This window comes from Rugosimonospora acidiphila, from assembly GCF_039543385.1.
Taxonomy (GTDB): domain Bacteria; phylum Actinomycetota; class Actinomycetes; order Mycobacteriales; family Micromonosporaceae; genus Rugosimonospora; species Rugosimonospora acidiphila.
In genome coordinates, this window is record NZ_BAABJQ010000007.1 from 292,368 (window position 1) to 307,824 (window position 15,457).

At 69.8% G+C, this 15,457-nt stretch carries 15 protein-coding genes; 5 read left to right on the forward strand and 10 right to left on the reverse strand.

Annotated features, from left to right (window positions below):
* The first annotated feature begins 216 nt into the window (after window positions 1–216).
* Entirely contained in the window at window positions 217–1,011 is a 795-nt protein-coding gene (locus ABEA87_RS15255; RefSeq protein ID WP_345630049.1) for a siderophore-interacting protein, read from the forward strand.
* Between the two features lie 225 nt (window positions 1,012–1,236).
* On the forward strand, window positions 1,237–1,899 hold the full coding sequence (locus ABEA87_RS15260) for a DUF4097 family beta strand repeat-containing protein (RefSeq protein ID WP_345630051.1): 663 nt from the start codon (window positions 1,237–1,239) through the stop codon (window positions 1,897–1,899).
* Window positions 1,900–2,384: 485 nt separating this feature from the next.
* Here the strand turns inward: ABEA87_RS15260 and ABEA87_RS15265 are convergent, their stop codons facing one another.
* The 4 genes from ABEA87_RS15265 to ABEA87_RS15280 form a co-directional block, all read right to left on the reverse strand.
* Window positions 2,385–5,186, reverse strand: a complete 2,802-nt coding sequence (locus ABEA87_RS15265; RefSeq protein ID WP_345630053.1) for a DUF7948 domain-containing protein — start codon at window positions 5,184–5,186, stop codon at window positions 2,385–2,387.
* 176 nt (window positions 5,187–5,362) lie between these two features.
* Window positions 5,363–5,839: a thiol-disulfide oxidoreductase DCC family protein gene (locus ABEA87_RS15270; protein ID WP_345630205.1), complete on the reverse strand. Its 477-nt coding sequence runs from the start codon at window positions 5,837–5,839 to the stop codon at window positions 5,363–5,365.
* A gap of 45 nt (window positions 5,840–5,884) precedes the next feature.
* Window positions 5,885–6,820, reverse strand: coding sequence for an MFS transporter permease (locus ABEA87_RS15275; RefSeq protein ID WP_345630055.1), 936 nt, complete (start codon window positions 6,818–6,820; stop codon window positions 5,885–5,887).
* A complete protein-coding gene (locus tag ABEA87_RS15280; protein ID WP_345630057.1) occupies window positions 6,817–7,221 on the reverse strand; it encodes a hypothetical protein in 405 nt (134 codons plus the stop codon). The genes ABEA87_RS15275 and ABEA87_RS15280 overlap by 4 nt, the downstream gene beginning before the upstream one ends.
* 461 nt (window positions 7,222–7,682) lie before the next feature.
* Between ABEA87_RS15280 and ABEA87_RS15285 the strand changes: the two genes are divergently transcribed.
* A complete protein-coding gene (locus tag ABEA87_RS15285) occupies window positions 7,683–8,039 on the forward strand; it encodes a hypothetical protein (protein ID WP_345630059.1) in 357 nt (118 codons plus the stop codon).
* 238 nt (window positions 8,040–8,277) lie between these two features.
* Window positions 8,278–10,242: a S9 family peptidase gene (locus ABEA87_RS15290; RefSeq protein ID WP_345630061.1), complete on the forward strand. Its 1,965-nt coding sequence runs from the start codon at window positions 8,278–8,280 to the stop codon at window positions 10,240–10,242.
* Between the two features lie 14 nt (window positions 10,243–10,256).
* On the opposite strand, the gene ABEA87_RS15295 is transcribed toward ABEA87_RS15290, so the two are convergent.
* From ABEA87_RS15295 to ABEA87_RS15320, 6 genes are all read right to left on the reverse strand, one after another.
* Window positions 10,257–11,108, reverse strand: coding sequence for an oxidoreductase (locus ABEA87_RS15295; RefSeq protein WP_345630062.1), 852 nt, complete (start codon window positions 11,106–11,108; stop codon window positions 10,257–10,259).
* 17 nt (window positions 11,109–11,125) lie between these two features.
* Entirely contained in the window at window positions 11,126–11,728 is a 603-nt protein-coding gene (locus ABEA87_RS15300; protein ID WP_345630063.1) for a TetR/AcrR family transcriptional regulator, read from the reverse strand.
* A 139-nt stretch (window positions 11,729–11,867) separates the two neighbouring features.
* On the reverse strand, window positions 11,868–12,719 hold the full coding sequence (locus ABEA87_RS15305) for an alpha/beta fold hydrolase (protein ID WP_345630065.1): 852 nt from the start codon (window positions 12,717–12,719) through the stop codon (window positions 11,868–11,870).
* 59 nt (window positions 12,720–12,778) lie between these two features.
* On the reverse strand, window positions 12,779–13,570 hold the full coding sequence (locus ABEA87_RS15310) for a LuxR C-terminal-related transcriptional regulator (protein WP_345630067.1): 792 nt from the start codon (window positions 13,568–13,570) through the stop codon (window positions 12,779–12,781).
* A 28-nt stretch (window positions 13,571–13,598) separates the two neighbouring features.
* Entirely contained in the window at window positions 13,599–14,093 is a 495-nt protein-coding gene (locus ABEA87_RS15315; RefSeq protein WP_345630069.1) for a PaaI family thioesterase, read from the reverse strand.
* Between the two features lie 285 nt (window positions 14,094–14,378).
* Window positions 14,379–14,636, reverse strand: a complete 258-nt coding sequence (locus tag ABEA87_RS15320; protein ID WP_345630071.1) for a hypothetical protein — start codon at window positions 14,634–14,636, stop codon at window positions 14,379–14,381.
* Here ABEA87_RS15320 and ABEA87_RS42610 point away from each other — a divergent pair.
* On the forward strand, window positions 14,548–15,357 hold the full coding sequence (locus tag ABEA87_RS42610; protein ID WP_425570893.1) for a DUF6086 family protein: 810 nt from the start codon (window positions 14,548–14,550) through the stop codon (window positions 15,355–15,357). The genes ABEA87_RS15320 and ABEA87_RS42610 overlap by 89 nt on opposite strands.
* The last annotated feature ends 100 nt before the right edge of the window (window positions 15,358–15,457 follow it).

Sequence of the window (15,457 nt, forward strand, 5' to 3'; positions counted from 1 at the left end):
GGCACGCGCACGGCGTCCGCCGCCATCCGCGGCCGGGCGAGCTGGCCGCTCGCCGGCTGGGCGGCGGCGTCCGGCGAGTAGTGTGGATGGGCGGGGATTGTCGTCCGGCCGGGTGCCGGCGATGGAGTGCGGGTCTCGATTGGGCTCTCGGCCGACAGCGACGGGCGGCATCCGCGTTCGAGCATTGACGGCGGGGACATCATCGGGAGATCGAGCATGGCGCATCGGGCACAGGTCGTTGGCACGCAGTGGCTCACGCCGCACATGATCCGGGTCGTGCTGGGCGGCGACGGGCTGAGCGAGTTCGATGCCGGCTCGTTTACCGACCACTACGTCAAGATCCACTTTCCGCCGCCCGGTGTGACGTACGAGGACCCGACCGACATCGCGGCGATCCGCGCCAGCGAACCGCGCGAGCGGTGGCCGCGGTCGCGGACCTATACGGTGCGCAGGTGGGACCCGGCGGCTCGGGAGCTGACGATCGACTTCGTGTACCACGGCGATGTCGGCCTGGCCGGCCCGTGGGCGGCGGGGGCCAAGCCCGGCGACGAGCTGATCTTCGCGGGGCCCGGTGGGGCGTACGCGCCCGACCCGGCGGCCGACTGGCACCTGCTCGCCGGTGACGAGAGCGCGCTACCGGCCATCGCCGCGGCGATCGAGGCGATGCCCTCGGGCGCGCGGGTCAAGGCGTTCGTCGAGGTGAGCGGCCCCGAGGAGGAGCTCGCGATCGATTCGGCAGCCGACGTGGAACTCGTCTGGCTGCACCGCGGCCCGCGCACGGTCGGTGACGCCCTGGTCGAAGCGGTGACGGCGGTGGAGTTCGGCGAGGGCGAGGTGCGCGTCTTCGTACACGGCGAGGCGCACTTCGTGCGGGCGCTTCGCCGGTACCTGCGTATCGATCGTGGGCTGCCGCCCGGGGTGCTGTCGGTCAGCGGGTACTGGCGGCTCGGCGCGAACGAGGATGTCTGGCAGGCGACCAAGCGCGAGTGGAACGCCGACCCCGTCTCGTAGCACTCAATCGCGCCGTGGCGTCGACGCCTTCCGCATAGCGTTCACTCCCATTCGAACGCAATGAACGGGACCAGGATCGTTGCGTTATTCTCAGGACGGTTGCAACGATTCTTCCATGTTCACCTGCGAGTATGTTGATTCTGTGCAACACGCTTGTTGCGTGCATATGGAAAGCAACGTAGCGTTTCCGGTGTCAGAAATAACAAGCGAGCACGGGAGACCACGATGAAGACGTTCGACACCCCCGCCCCGATCTCCGCCGTCCTGGACATCCCCGCCGGACGGGTCCAGTTCGTCGCCGCCGATCGCGCCGACACCGTCGTCGAGGTCCTGCCCGCCAACCCCGCCAAGAGCCGCGACGTCGAGACCGCCGAGCAGACCACCGTCGCCTACTCCGACGGCGTCCTGCGCGTGCACACCTCCGAGCCCAAGAACCAGCTCTTCGGCTCCGGGTCCGTGGAGGTCACCATCCAGTTGCCCGCCGGCTCCCGGATCGAGGCCAAGACCGCCAGCTGCGAGCTGCGCGGCGTCGGCCGCCTTGGCGAGGTCGCATTCGACGGCGCGTACCGCCAGATCAAGCTCGACGAGGCCGCCAGCCTCCGCCTCACCGCGGTCGACGGCGACGTCGAGGTCGGCCGGCTGGGCGGCCCGGCGGAGATCAGCACCGCACGAGGCGACATCCGGATCGCCGAGGCCATGGGTGGCACGGTCGTGCTGCGCACCCAGTCCGGCGATATCTCGGTCACCGCCGCCGCGGGCGTCTCGGCCGCCCTGGACGCCGGCACCGGGCACGGCCGCGTCAGCAACGCCCTGAAGAACAGTGGCGCCGCCGAACTCGACATCCACGCCACCACCTCCAAGGGCGACATCACCGCCCGCAGCCTCTGACGGATGACCGCCAAGGCCGGCCGTCGCGCTTCAGGGGGCGACGCGGAGAATCGCGCACCGGGTCAGGCCGAGCTCAGCGAGCTCGGCCTGACCCGTTGAGACGAAACGCCCGGCACCAACGCATTGCCGCGACTCGGGGATCTGCTCGGACTGTCGTCAGGCGTCAGGGACGTCCAGGGCCGTTCCGTAGAAGCGGGCCACTCGGATCCTGATCACCACGCGCCGATCCGACACCAGCTGCTCAAGGAAGGCCGCCTCGTCCCGGCCCCGCTCGTGTTCATGACCGGCCTCTCGGTTGTCGTCGTTGGGCTCAGGCGGGCCGCGGTGTGCGCGAGAGCCGCCAGCCTCACCGAGAAGACCGTGGCGGATGGTTCCGTTGCGGACAATATTGTTGTGGCCTAGTGCACTCGATCGGGACCGCGGACGGAGGGCGTGGGAGCCGGGTCGCCGCGACTCCCACGCCGGTACCTCTCGATGGGTCTACGTCAGTTGACGGAGACGGTGCGCACCGCGGAGTAGTCGCCGCCCACACCGTCGGAGTTGAAGGCGCGTACCCGCCAGAACAGGTTGCTGTCGTTGGGCAGCGAGTTGGTCGCCAGCTGCGACGGGGTGGTCGTCGCGGCCCAGACCAGCGATCCGAAGTTCGGATCGTCGGAGACGTCGATCCGGTACCAGGCGGCCCCCGTGACGTCGCTCCAGTCGAACGTGAACGGTTGGCTGACCCGCCCGCCGGCGGCCGGGCTCAGCAGTGACGCGGTGCCCGGCGCGGGTGCCGCCGGGGGCGGCGGCGCCGAGGGCACGATCACCGAGCGGACCTGCGACCACAGGCTGGGCGTACCGTCGGCGCTGAGTGCGCGCACCCGCCAGAAGGACATCCCGGCCGGGAGGTCGCCGGTGGTGAATTCGGTGCCGGTGACATCGGCGCTGAGCGTCAGCGGCGTGCCGAACGAGGGCGTGTCGTCGATCTGGATCGTGTACGACGCGGCGTCGGCGCGGCCACCCGTACCGGGCGCCCAGCGCAGCGTCACCGGAAGGGCGACGGTGGTCGCGTTGGCTGGGCCGACGATTGTCGGCGCGGCCGGGGCGGGCAACTGCACGGGCGGCGTGGGCGCGTCCGGGCCGACGGCGAGCTTCGCGATCCAGGCGTCGGCGCCGAGCAGGTTCGGGTCGGCGCTGAACACCCGGTCGAAGGCGCCCGCGGTGGTCGGGAAGTCCGCCGAACGGGTGCTACCGGTCAGGTAGACGTCCCCATTCGGGCCGAGCGCGAGGTCGGTGGCGCCGTCACTGTCCGCGCCGCCGAGGAAGGTGGCGTAGGTCAGCGCCGAGCCGGCCGGGTCCAGCTCGGCCACGTACGCGTCCGTCGTTCCTCCGTTGAATTGGCTGTCCCACGCGTCCGCCGTGACAAAGGAGTCGGGCGAGCTGGTGCTGCCGGCCAGCCAGACGCTGCCGTCCGGGTTGACCGCCCCGACGTCGGCACCGGCTCCGCCGAGGAAGGTCGAGTAGAGCAACGCCGAACCGGACGGGTTGAGCTTGGCCACGAACGATTCGAAGGGGCCGTTGAAGGTGGTGTCGAACGCGCCGGGGGTCGTCGGGAACTCCGGAGACATCGTGCTGCCGCCGAGGTAGACGTCGCCCTGCGGGTCGAGGGCGATGTGCCCGACGCTCTCCTGCTTCGTTCCGCCCAGGAACGTGGAGTACACCAGGGCCGAGCCTGCCGGGTTCAGCTTCGTGATGAAGCCCTCGAACAGGTTCTGGGAGTCCCCGCCGCTGTGCGTTCGCTGCAGGGCGCCGGCCGTGGTCGGGTAGTCGAGCGACCTGGTCGAACCGCCGACGACCACGTCGCCGGCCGCGTCCACAGCGATCCCGCCGGGCAGTTCGTTGTCGTTGCCACCGAGCAGGGTGGAGTAGGCGAGGCGGGAGCCCTGCGCGTTGAGCTTCGTGACAAACGCGTCGTAGCCTCCGTCGTTCGTGGTGTCGAACGCACCCGAGGTCGTCGGGAAGTCGTGCGACACCGTCTGCCCGGCTACGTAGGCCTGGCCTGAGCCGTCCACGGCGAGAGCGAGGATGTCGTCGATGTCGGTGCCGCCGAGGAAGGTGGAGTACACGAGCTTCGAGCCGCTGGGGTTCAACTTCGTCACGAAGGCGTCATACTGGTCGACGCCGCAGCGCGGGCAGTTGGCGACGTTGAAGGTGCGGTCGAACGCGCCGGAAGTGGTCGGAAAGTTCGACGACTTCGTCTGCCCGGCCACGTACACGTCGCCGGCGGCGTCGAGCGCGATGTCCCGGCCCCACTCGAAGTTGCTTCCGCCCAGGAACGTGGAGTAGACGAGTCCGGTGCCGGTCGGATTGAGCTTCGAGACGAACGCGTCCAGGTCGTCGTTCGCCGATCCGGTCCGGTCGAAGGCGCCTGGCGTCGTCGGGAAGGTCGACGACTGGGTGAAACCGGTGACGTACGCGTCGCCCGACGCGTCGACGGCGATCGCCGCGCCGTTCTGGTTGCCCGCGCCACCGAGGAGGGTCGAATACTCCACTCCCGGGTCGATGACCAGCTCGCGGGTCGGATCGTAGCGGCCCACCGAGAAGCCGTAGGACTGCGCGCTGCCGGCGCCGGTGAGCCGGTAGCCGCTGTTCACGGGCACGCGCCGTCCGCCGACCACCTGGTACGACACGGGTGCCGAGTCGTGCAGCGCGCCGATCGCGGTGTCGATCAGCAGGTCTCCGGAGGAGTCGGTCGCCAGGTCGCCATCCGTGCCGCGGTAGGCGAGTTTGATGTCGTCGACCCGCGCGCCGGGTGCCACCCGGAACTCGTACTTCAGGACGCCGTCGCGCCCGTTGATGGCCATCGTCACGCCCGGCCACAGCTGCCGGTAGACGACCTGGCCGAAGGTGGGAAGGCCGACCTGCGAGCCGGCCGACGCGTCGCCCCGCAGGTAGTTGACCGTCGCGGGAGTCTGCTCCGCCGCGCCGACCGAGGCGTCGGCGTTGCCGCCGACGAAGTTCAGGGCGAGGTTGACGCCCCGGTCACCGTCCGGGCCCAGCATCGACATGACCAGTGATGTGGAGGTGAAGTAGAACCCGTATCGGGGACCACTCGCCAGGTAGCGCACCTGCCCGTCGCTCTGCCCCTGATTTTCCACGAAGGACAGTGGCAGGTGCCCGTAGGCCTCGCCCACCTGCTGTTGCGCCGGCTTCGCCGGTCCGCCGGCCCGCGCCGCCGGTCCAGCACTCGAGAGGATTCCGACCTGCACCGCCACCGCGGCGCCGACGAGCGCGGCAACGGCGCCCACTGCTGCTACTAATCGACTTCGCTCCATGCTTGCGGGTACGCGACGCGCATCGTGGCGGTTCAGCCCCCCAACAAGATCCTCCGTTCAGCATGCGCGTGATCCGGCGCGCACGCGTGATGGCGCAAAAACCGGACGGTTCCGGCGCCGGCCCGTGGATCATCCGCGCCACGCCCCGGTCAGGCCGCGAGATGTTGCCGGTCCGGCCCGGAGGGGCGGTCCTGGATGGCACACGCCGCCGTGCCACCGGGCATCTGGTGGCGGTGCGCCGCGACCCAGCGGTAGACCACGGCAATCACCGATCGCACCGGCGGTGTATCGCAAAGGGCGCCCAGCATGCGCAGCGCCCGGTTCGGCTGGTACCGCAGCAGCTCCGATGCGACCCGTCCGCCCGAGCTGTGTACGCCATGGTCGACCCACTGGACCGCGTCCTGGACCTCTTGTTCGGTCAGTCCCAGCGCCGCCAGGTCCAGCTGCTGCCAGGGCTGCGCCTGAGGGAAGGCCGGCAGTCGCTTGCGCAACAGGTTCACGCTCCGGGTGCAGAACGCACAGTCTCCGTCATATACGAGAAGGGGAAAGCCACTGGAGTCCACGACATGTCCTCTCTGCGTCGCGCCGCGGGTGGTGCGTCGGTCGATCGGGTGGCAGTTGGGCATGGGTGGCCGCGGCGCGATGACCGCGGCCCCTCCCAGTCGCACCGATCACGAATCGTCCACGACCACACCCGATCGGCTTCCCACCTGATCAGGAATTCTAACGACGGCGGCCGAGGTGGTCGCCGCAACCTGACCCGCCGGCTCCGGTGAGGTCTCCGTGCCTCGCCGCCGGCGCAGCCGCCGTGCCAACTGCCTGGTGTTTTCCAGTGGCAGGAAGGCGCCCAGGGCAACCAGGTGCGGGGCGAAGGAGATTGAGATCAGCCAGAACGACATCGCGTGGAACGAGTAGAAGAAGCCGACAGCGGCGTAGCGCCATCGGCGTGGTAACAGGAACACCACCGGGCTGAGTAGCTCGAAGCACATGATCCCGATCTGTGAGCCGATCATAATCACGGGCACCGTGGCCAGCAGGTCCGCTATTCCGCCTCCCTTGCGGAGGAAGGCGCGGGCCAGCACCGAGCCGGTCGCCCAGCCCGGGCCGCCGTAGCGCAGCTTGGCCCAGGAGGACAGGAAATAGGTGGCGACGACGGCGAGTTGCACAACCCGCAGCGCCCAACCCGCGCGCTGGCTCGGTGTCCGGTCACCGTGTCGGGCGGCCCCAACCGTGGGCAGGACGGCGAGCAGCACCAGGAAGGCGAAGCGGTCGTGGTCGACCTTGCCGTAACTCATGCGGACCAGCAGCATTTCCAGGTACAGCACGAAGACGGGCCATGCGAATACCGGATGGCCGCGGGTGACCAGCGCACCCACCGCCGCGATGAGCAGCAGCCAGAACACCCAGTGCACAAGGGAATTCGACGGCTCCGGCAGGTGTAGCGTGCGGGCGATCAGCAGCGGTTGGTACAGCGTCGACGGCACGGCGCCGCGGTCACGGATCCAGGAGTCGTAGACAAACAGATCGAAGATTACGAAGGCGTAAGTCAGGGTCCGCAGCGCGGCGACCCTGGCCTTGGGCACGGGGGCGAACAGCCAGGTCATCATGATGGGCGCACCCACACAGCCAACGGCTCGTCACGCCAGTGCCCGGTCGCGGCGCTGTGCCGGATCTCATGCCAGCGCTGGATGAGAGTGACGCGGTCCAACAGGGGGGCCTTGGGGTTTCGCGCGTGGTACGCGTCGGCGATCAGGCTCAGCCGTTCGGGGTGCGCGACGTACGTGTTCTCGTTGTCCTCGACCTCGGCCCGGCGCAGCCCGGCGTTGTGCTCGTTGAGTACGACGGTCACGCCGGTCGCATCGACCGCTTCGACGCGGGGGTCCGGCGCCGGTTCGTTCGGCGCGTTCACTCCGGCGAACATCCGGAACGGTCCGAGCGGAAAGTCATCGTCGCTGCCCCACATCGTGCCTGCGAGCAGAGTCGCCGCGACGACCAACGTCACGGCCACCCGGATGACTCGACTGGCACGGCCCCACCGCCATTCGGACTTCGCCGAGGCGGTCGTCGTCGCCGACTCGTCGGTTGGCTGTTCACTGTCTAAACGAGTGCGATTGTTCAGTCGAACTGTCATTCGTCTCCTCCCGTGAACGTCGGTAACACTATATGTTTGATTTCATGATGCTCGTGGCCGCGGAGCTACCGCGGTGCGGAACGAGCGAGACGCGGAATGAGCGAGAAGCGGAACGAGCGCAATGCGGAGCTACCGCGATGTCGTCCTCGCTGGAGTTTCCTCGCTTCGCGAGTCGGGCGGAGGTGGTCGGGGCGAATCCGCGAGCGGGGCTTGTCCGCCGCGTATGTCATCCGGGCGCGTGAATCGGTGACGCGCGGTTCACGCCGACCAGCAACGGGGTGGCGAGGGCTGCCACGGTCAGGCCGCGTTGGACGAGTGGCCCCTGGGATCACTACGCCATGCGGTCAGCCCTGAGGCCGCTGACCCCGGACGACCTGCGAGCACCCAGCCACGCCGTCCCCGAGGTCTCCGGCAACCGGTCACTGGTGATGCTCATCGGCGTCGACCTACCGCCCCCGTTCGCACCGACCGACGCGATCAGCCGGTTGGCGGGCAACTCAAACCCACACTCCCGCAACCCCCGCACCCCGCGATACCGCTTCCTCACGGGCGACACGCGGCGCGCCGCGCACGGGCCGGAGTCGGGTCGCGGCCGGCGGTGGGTCGCGGACGGCGGTGGGTCGCGGACGGCGGTGGCTCGTAGACGGAGTCGGCGTCCGGGTGTCGTGCCGGGTGAGGACCAGGCCGCGGCGTGAGTGAGTCGGCTATCGCAAATGGTTGATCACCTCTCGTGTCCGCTCCATCACCCGAGCGAGGTGGATTGTTCCCCTTAAGTAGAACACCAGCTAATCAGTACGGCAAGGGGTGATCAACTCATGGCGGTGCGAGCGCGGGCCGAGCGAGTTGACGAGCGGACCCTCGACGGCTGAGTCGCGTCATATGATCAGCCGCTGCGAGGGACGCTCGCGATCCTGTTGAGCGGAGGGGCCACGAATGGGCCGAGCCACGCGGGAGCTGACCGCCGAATTAGTCGTTGACGGTCGAGCCCCGTCGTCTCCGGCGTTGTCCCCGGACGGCCGGTGGGTGGTGTACGTGTTGGCCGCCGTGGGACAGGCCGGCGAGCAGCCTTCGGACCAGTTGTGGATCGCCGAGGTCGACGGCAAGCTACCGCCACGGCGGTTGGACCTACCGCCGGCCCGCCTGTCATCCCCACAGTGGGCTCCCGACTCCGACTCGATCCTCTTCCTGTCGGACGGCCTCACCCCGGGCGCGGCGCAACTACACCGGGTTGGGCGAGGCGGTGGCCCCGCGCAGGTCCTGACCGAGTGGAGGGGCGGAATCCATCATCATCGCCCGTTGGCCGACCCCGCGCTGGTCGCGATCATCGCCCCGGACGAGCCGACCGCCCCGCACGGGCCGACCGCCGCGGACGGCCAACGAGACAACGACCGGGATGACGCGCAGCTGGGCGGCAGTGCGTCACCGGCCCGGCTGCGACTGCTGGATCTGAGGACACGACAGCTTCGCAGTCCGGCCGGGTTCGCTGATCGCCATGTCGTCGACGTGGTGCAGCGTCCCGACGGCGGGCCGCTGGCCGTGCTCACCTGGTCGAGCCCCGAGATCGATCCCGGCCTGCTCGAACCCGCGCTGCACCTGCTCGACCCGTACCTTGACCAAGCCCGCGACCTCGGCCCCGTCGCGGTCGACGCGCATTCGCCGGTCTGGTGGCGCACCGGGGCGGACTGGCACCTGACGTACCTGGCGCTGACCCCTCCCGGGCTACAGGCCGGGACCGCCGTTTTCGATCTCGTGGTACCCCCGGCGGGCCTGGCCGGGGCGCACCAGAATTTCACCGCCGGAATGCCGGCGTGCCCGGCGGAGCTGGTTCGGGTCGATCGGGGCGCGCCGCTGGTGGTGGTCGCCGACGGCCTGGATACCGCGATCTACCGGTTCGTCCCCGGGCAGCCGCGACCGGTGGAGGTCTCCCGGCACGCCGGCCTGGTCGATCAGCTCACCGCCAGCCGGGACGGCGACCTGGTCGCGGCGATCGGGAGCACCTCCTACGAACCCCGCGACGTGCGCGTGGGCCCGCCGCACGGCCCGCTTGTCCGGCTCACCGACACCCGCCCCGAACTTCGTGGGATCCCGTGGGGCGTCCAGCAGCGCCTGTCCTATCAGGCATCCGACGGACTGGCTCTGGACGGGCTGCTGGTCCTTCCCGTCGGCCGCTCCCGAGGCGACGGCCCGTTCCCGCTGGTGACACTGGTACACGGTGGTCCGTACGACCGGTACGCCGACCGCTTCATGCTGCACTGGGCGCCGTCCGCGCAGTGGCTGGCGCACGCCGGGTACGCGGTCTTCCTTCCGAACCCGCGCGGCGGGCAGGGCCACGGACACGACTTCGCCGCCAGCGTCGCCGGCGCGGTCGGTCAGGAGGAATGGGTCGACATCCTGACCGGGATCGACCTGCTGATCGCCCAGGGAGTCGGGGACCCCGATCGGCTGGGCATCGGGGGATGGAGCCACGGCGGCTTCATGGCCGCATGGGCGGTCGGGCACACCGACCGGTTCGCCGCCGCGATGGTGGGGGCGGGCGTCAGCGACTGGGGCATGCTGGCCGCGACCGGCGAGTGGGGGGTGTTCGAGGCCGCGCTCGGGGGGAGCATCGGGTGGGAGGGCGTCGGTCCGCACCGGCACGATGAACTCAGCCCCATCTCGTACGCCTCGGCGATCCGCACCCCGGTGCTGATCGTGCACGGGGCGGACGACACGAACGTGCCCCTGTCCCAGGCGGAGTACCTGCACCGCGCGTTGCGCCGGTTCGGGGTCGAACACGAATACGTCGTGTACCCCAGAGAGAACCATTCCTTCCGCGAGCGCGACCACCAGCTCGACCTGCTGCGCCGCACGCGCGGCTGGTTCGACAGGTGGCTGATGCCACCTACGGACTCGACATGACCCGTCGCAGCGTGTCAGCCGACAGCGGCGCCGTCGGGATAGCCCGTGGAGACGCTCACTTTCTCCCACGCCTCTATCTCGTCGTCGATGCTCTGCCGCGCGGCTCGTACCAGCCGCAGGGCGTCCTCGCCGAGGATGAGATGCCCTGGAGGCTCGGCGGCCTCGATCAGGGTGAGAATGGCCTTGGCCGCCTTCGCCGGGTCGCCGACCTGATAGCCGTCGCGATCGAAGCGCAGCTGCCGGATCGGATCGAAGGTGGTGTCGTAGTCGGTGATTCGGCGCGGTACGCGGGTCATCGACCGCCCGGCGAAGTCGGTGCGGAAGGAGCCCGGCTCGACGCTGGTGACGTGGATCCCGAATGGCTGGACTTCCATCCGCAGCGCGTCGGCGATGCCCTCGAGCGCGTACTTGGTGCCGTGGTACGCGGAGAGTCCGGGAAAGGCTCTGAGACCGCCCATCGACGTGATGAACAGGATGTGCCCCGCGCGGCGGGCGCGCATCCCGGCCAAAGCCGCCTGTGTCACGGCGATCGTGCCGAACACGTTGACCTCGAACTGGTGCCGGAAGGTGTCCAGTGGCGTCTCCTCGAACACGCCCTTGACCCCGTACCCGGCGTTGTTGATCAGCACGTCGATGCGGCCGAATGTCTCTTCGACCTCGGCCAGCACGGGCGCTATCCGGTCGAGATGAGTTACGTCGAGCACTCGGCCGAACGCTCGGCCGGCCGCGATGGCCTCGAACTCGGCGAGCTGGGCCGGGTCGCGCACCGTCCCGACAACCGTGTGACCGGCGTCCAAGGCCGCGGTGGCGAAGGCTCGGCCCAGACCGCCCGCGCTCACCCCGGTAATCATGAATACTTTGGACATCTGCCGTTCCCCTGTCCTCATCTGTGGAGACCCGCGAGACACGTCCGGGCGAGCCGCTCGGTGCTCTCGGCCGTCAACGGAGCGTGGCCGGACAGCAAGCGGAAGATCAGCGGACCGGCCAGCAGATCGATGAAGTCGTCGACCGCGACGCCCGGGTCAACGTCGCCCCGCGCGACCGCTCGCTGCCAGATCGCGGTGATCGCCTCTCGCCGTCCGGCAAGGAAGAACTCGCGGAAATACGGCGCCCCCGCGGGTTCGACCACGCACGCGGCCAGTAGTTGGGCGAACACCTGCCCCCGGGCGCTGGCGTAGAAGGCGGCCAGCCGGCGCAGGTGCTCCACGACGTCGCCCTCGGTCGAGCCGGTGTCGACCGGTGGCATCTCGTCGGCCATGACCCGTCCGAACGCGCTGGCCGCGACCGCGGCGCGGGTCGGCCAGTGTTTGTAGATCGTGGCCTTGCTGACGCCTGAGCGGCCGGCGATGGCGTCCACCGTGGCCGCGGGGTAGCCGCCCTCGTCGAGCAGCGCCGCGGTCGCGTCGAGCACCGCCTCGTGAACGCGGTCACTGCGCCGTCCGGCCGGCCTCGACATGATCCCCGGGTCGTTTGAGCGAAATGTCATCGTGTGCCCGATTCTCCTAACCGAACTGTACGTTCAGTTTAGATCGGTGCCGGCGGCGTCGCCACCTCCTGTCGCCTGGCTCACCACGCCGGACGCCACGACGAAGGGCCCGGCGCGCGCGAGCCACGCCCCGGCGTTGTCAGGCGGCGAACTCCACGATCAGCCGGGCGAGTTCGGACGGCTGGTCCTCCGACACGAAGGTGTACGAGTCGGTGACCGTGACCAGCCGGGCGTCGGGCAGCGTCGCCGCGAGTCGTTCGAAGAGCCGGGCGGAGAAGATCCGGTCATCCTCGGCGCGGACCAGCAGTACCGGCTTGCCGAATGCGCGCAGCGCCTCGGCCGCGGCCAGCGTGTACCTGTGGTGCACGCCGGCGATGAACCGCCTGGTGTCGCTGCGAATCCGTCGGCTGTGGTAGCTCGGTCGCAGGTAGGAGTCGATGACCTCGGCCGGGATCCCGCGCTTGGCCAGCCAGCCGAACGCGGACGGCTGGCGCCGCACCACCGGCAGCCGGAGCAGGCGGCTGCCCAGCCAGACCACACCGGGCAGCCGAACCAGCCGGGGCAGCGAGGCGAACGGCTTGGGAAAGAAGTCCTCGAAGGCGTCGCACGGGGTGAGCACCACGCGACCGAGCCGTTGCGGGTGGTTGGCCATCAGGATCTGGGTGAGCGCGCCGCCGGTGTCGTTGGCGACCACGGTGACGTCGGTCAGGTCGAGCGCGTCGAGGAACTCCGCGATCAGCCTGGCAACCCCGGCGGGAGTCAGGTCGGCACCGGCCGGCATGGGCACCCGGTGCGCGCCCAGCGGCCAGTCCGGCGCGATGCAGCGGAAGCCCGCGTCCGCGACGAGCGGCACGACCTTGCGCCAGAGGTTGGCGTTGACCAGCAACCCGTGCACGAACACGACGGCCGGGCCGGCGCCGCGCTCGGTGTAGGAGACCCGGCCGCTGGGCAGGGCCACGGTCGTGCCGGCGCCAAGAGCGGCGTCGAGCATGTCGAACTCCTCGGGGTCTGTCGTCTCGGGCACCGTCGGCGACGGGTTCAGGGGATCGGTCAGAGCAGGCCGCCGCGCCGCGCCTGGTGAGCCGCGGCCGTCCGGTTGCGGACGCCCAACTTGCGCATGGCCGAACGCAGGTACGCCTTGACTGTCTCCGGGCTCAGCCCGAGCTGGGCGGCGATCTCCAGGTTGCTGGCGCCCACGTCCACCAACCGCAACGTGTCGACCTCCCGGGGGGCGAGCGTCGGTTTCGCCTCGGCTCTCGGTGGCCGGCCGGACAGGTCCCGCTGGATCCGGGTCAACCGGGCGCGTAGCTCGGGGTCCGTGGTCTCGCGGATGACGGCGGCGAGTTCGGCGAGCGCACCGCGATGAGCGCTGCCCTGGCGTAGCCGGCTCTCGACGTCGCACCGCAACTGATCGGCCACGACGACGGCGGTGCGCACGGTCCGGTCGCCGATCGGACGGCCGTCGCGCACCGCGCCGTACACGACGCCGTAGACCTCACCGAAGATCACCAAGGGTACGGCGAAGACGGACGTCAGCCCTTCCTGCCGTACCGCTTCGTCGTAGTCGTGCGTGATCGCCATGGTGGTCTCGTAGTCCCGCACCCGCAGGGGTGCTCGGCGGTGCCAGGCGCTGCCGCCCAGGCCCTTGCCCGGGCGGACGACGAGTCCGCGCAGCGAGTCCCCGACCGCGCCCACGAGGCGGTCGAGGACCAGTCGCGTTCCCTCGGCGTGGCGGACGGTGCCGCCCAGGACGATCGGCATGCCGGTCACCTGTCGCAGCCGCTCCAACCGCTCGGGCAGCAGTTCGTCGATCGCCTGCCGCACGGCGAGGCCGTCGTCCATCCATCCTCCCTTAACCGGTGGGAACCGTTCACGCGTCGGCGGGGAACAACATGCAGGAACTGGTCGCGTGGGCGAGCAGCCGGTCGGCCGAGTCGTGCAGCTCGGCGTAGGCCAGCGCGGTGCGCCGGCCACGGTTGATGATGGTGCCGGTGGCCCGGACCGGGCCGGTGTCGGCGGTGATCGGCCGGAGGTAGTGCAACGACAGGTCGAGGGTGGTGTAGCCGGTGCCGGCGGGCAGGGTCGTGTGCACGGCGCTGCCCGCCGCGCTGTCCAGCAGCGTCGCGGCGGCACCGCCGTGCACGATGCCGATCGGGTTGTACAGGTACTCGCCGAGTTCGCCCACGAACACCACCCGGCCGTACTCGACCTCGGCGAGCCCGAACCCGACGGTGCTGGCGATCGGCATCCGCCCCGCCTCGCCGGCCAGCATCAGGTGGCGCGTGAACTCCAGCCCCGCCATACCGCGGCCGACCTTGTCCAGCTCCTGCGGGTCCGTCCAGGTGTAGGTCCGCGTTCGCGCCATGATGTGATCGCACTCCGATGTGAATGGACGTCACACTATTGGACGTCACGCCGGTGGGTTATGACCGGAGTCATAACGTTCCTCTTGGGTGATAGATCCCGCCGACAGCCGTGGCGATGTCGAAGTGGCGGGAATTGTGGGTTCTGCCGAACCGCTACGGCCGCGTTGACAACATTGTGGCGGCGGTCGCCGGAACGCAATGCGGTTACCCACTTTTGAGGGTAGCGCGGGCATGACCGTCGTCATAGCTCGGGTTCCGTTGACCGGGACGCTCGTAGACGGTGTCTACGGACTTCTGGTAGACACGTCTATGACTGACGGGAACCCGGGCCGGCAGGCCCGGCTGGCGTGCAGCGGTGCCGACCACCATCGATGGGTGACGCTGGCCTGCAGCGTGACCGGCGCGATGATCGTCTCCTTGGACGGCACCGTGTTGACCGTCGCCCAGCCGACGATGCGGCGAGGACCGCACGCCTCGTTGACGCAGGTCCAGTGGGCCAGCACGGGGTACCTCATCGCGGTGGCCAGCCTGCTGGTGTTCACCGGCCGGCTCGGGGACCGGTACGGGCACCGGCCGGTGTTCGCCGTGGGCGTGCCGGGCTTCGCCGCCGCCTGGGCCGGTACGGTGTGGCGCCGGGGGTCGGTTGGGTCGTCGGACTGCGGATCGCGCAGGGGATCTGCGCGCCGGCGTCTTCCTGATGTCCACCGTGGACGAAACGACGCCGCCGCGAGCGGTGGGAGGATGCTATTTCCTCGTGGGCCTGGGGTTTGCCGCCGTGATGGTGACGGCGGGGACCGTCATCGTGCGATACCCGCCGGCCGGCGCGACCGGTGTGGTGAGCGGATTACAGCAGACCGCGCTCCGGGCGGGTCGCCGTCCGCTCATCGGCTACTGTGGCACCTCATGGGGCAGATCTATGAGGTCGACGGTCGCGTCGTGTGGGACGTGGCGCTGCGGGCCTCGCGGCTGTTCATCGGAGCGCTGCACGGGATGAGCGAGGCGATCAGGCTGCCGTCTGGGATCGCACTCATCGAAGACGACACCTATGGCATCGACGCCGGACAGTTCAAGCCGTTTGTCGTCGAGGCGGTCGGGTCCCTCACCCGGACCGATCACGACGTGTGGCAACTGCTCGGCCGGGGCGTCCTCGTGAGCTGTCTGGCGCTGCTCTACCGCGTCGAAGGCGAGTGGCTGAGCCGGCCGCCCGTGAGTCCGGAACTACTGGCCGACGCCCTGCGGTTCGAGAGCCGGATGGCCCGCTGACGCCGCCCTTGAGTCTTCCGACGGCACCGTCAGGTCAGAGCGGGCTCACTAGCTCGGCGTAACGCGTCCAAGAACGGCGTGGCGACCTGGACGACGGTTC

Coding starts and splice junctions, on each gene's coding strand:
- ABEA87_RS42610 (WP_425570893.1), top strand. CDS start 14,548: ATGCGGCGAGGACCGCACGCCTCGTTGACGCAGGTCCAGTGGGCCAGC.
- ABEA87_RS15275 (WP_345630055.1), bottom strand. CDS start 6,820: ATGATGACCTGGCTGTTCGCCCCCGTGCCCAAGGCCAGGGTCGCCGCG.
- ABEA87_RS15310 (WP_345630067.1), bottom strand. CDS start 13,570: ATGGACGACGGCCTCGCCGTGCGGCAGGCGATCGACGAACTGCTGCCC.
- ABEA87_RS15260 (WP_345630051.1), top strand. CDS start 1,237: ATGAAGACGTTCGACACCCCCGCCCCGATCTCCGCCGTCCTGGACATC.
- ABEA87_RS15315 (WP_345630069.1), bottom strand. CDS start 14,093: ATGGCGCGAACGCGGACCTACACCTGGACGGACCCGCAGGAGCTGGAC.
- ABEA87_RS15305 (WP_345630065.1), bottom strand. CDS start 12,719: ATGCTCGACGCCGCTCTTGGCGCCGGCACGACCGTGGCCCTGCCCAGC.
- ABEA87_RS15270 (WP_345630205.1), bottom strand. CDS start 5,839: ATGCCCAACTGCCACCCGATCGACCGACGCACCACCCGCGGCGCGACG.
- ABEA87_RS15255 (WP_345630049.1), top strand. CDS start 217: ATGGCGCATCGGGCACAGGTCGTTGGCACGCAGTGGCTCACGCCGCAC.
- ABEA87_RS15300 (WP_345630063.1), bottom strand. CDS start 11,728: ATGACATTTCGCTCAAACGACCCGGGGATCATGTCGAGGCCGGCCGGA.
- ABEA87_RS15290 (WP_345630061.1), top strand. CDS start 8,278: ATGGGCCGAGCCACGCGGGAGCTGACCGCCGAATTAGTCGTTGACGGT.
- ABEA87_RS15295 (WP_345630062.1), bottom strand. CDS start 11,108: ATGTCCAAAGTATTCATGATTACCGGGGTGAGCGCGGGCGGTCTGGGC.
- ABEA87_RS15285 (WP_345630059.1), top strand. CDS start 7,683: ATGCGGTCAGCCCTGAGGCCGCTGACCCCGGACGACCTGCGAGCACCC.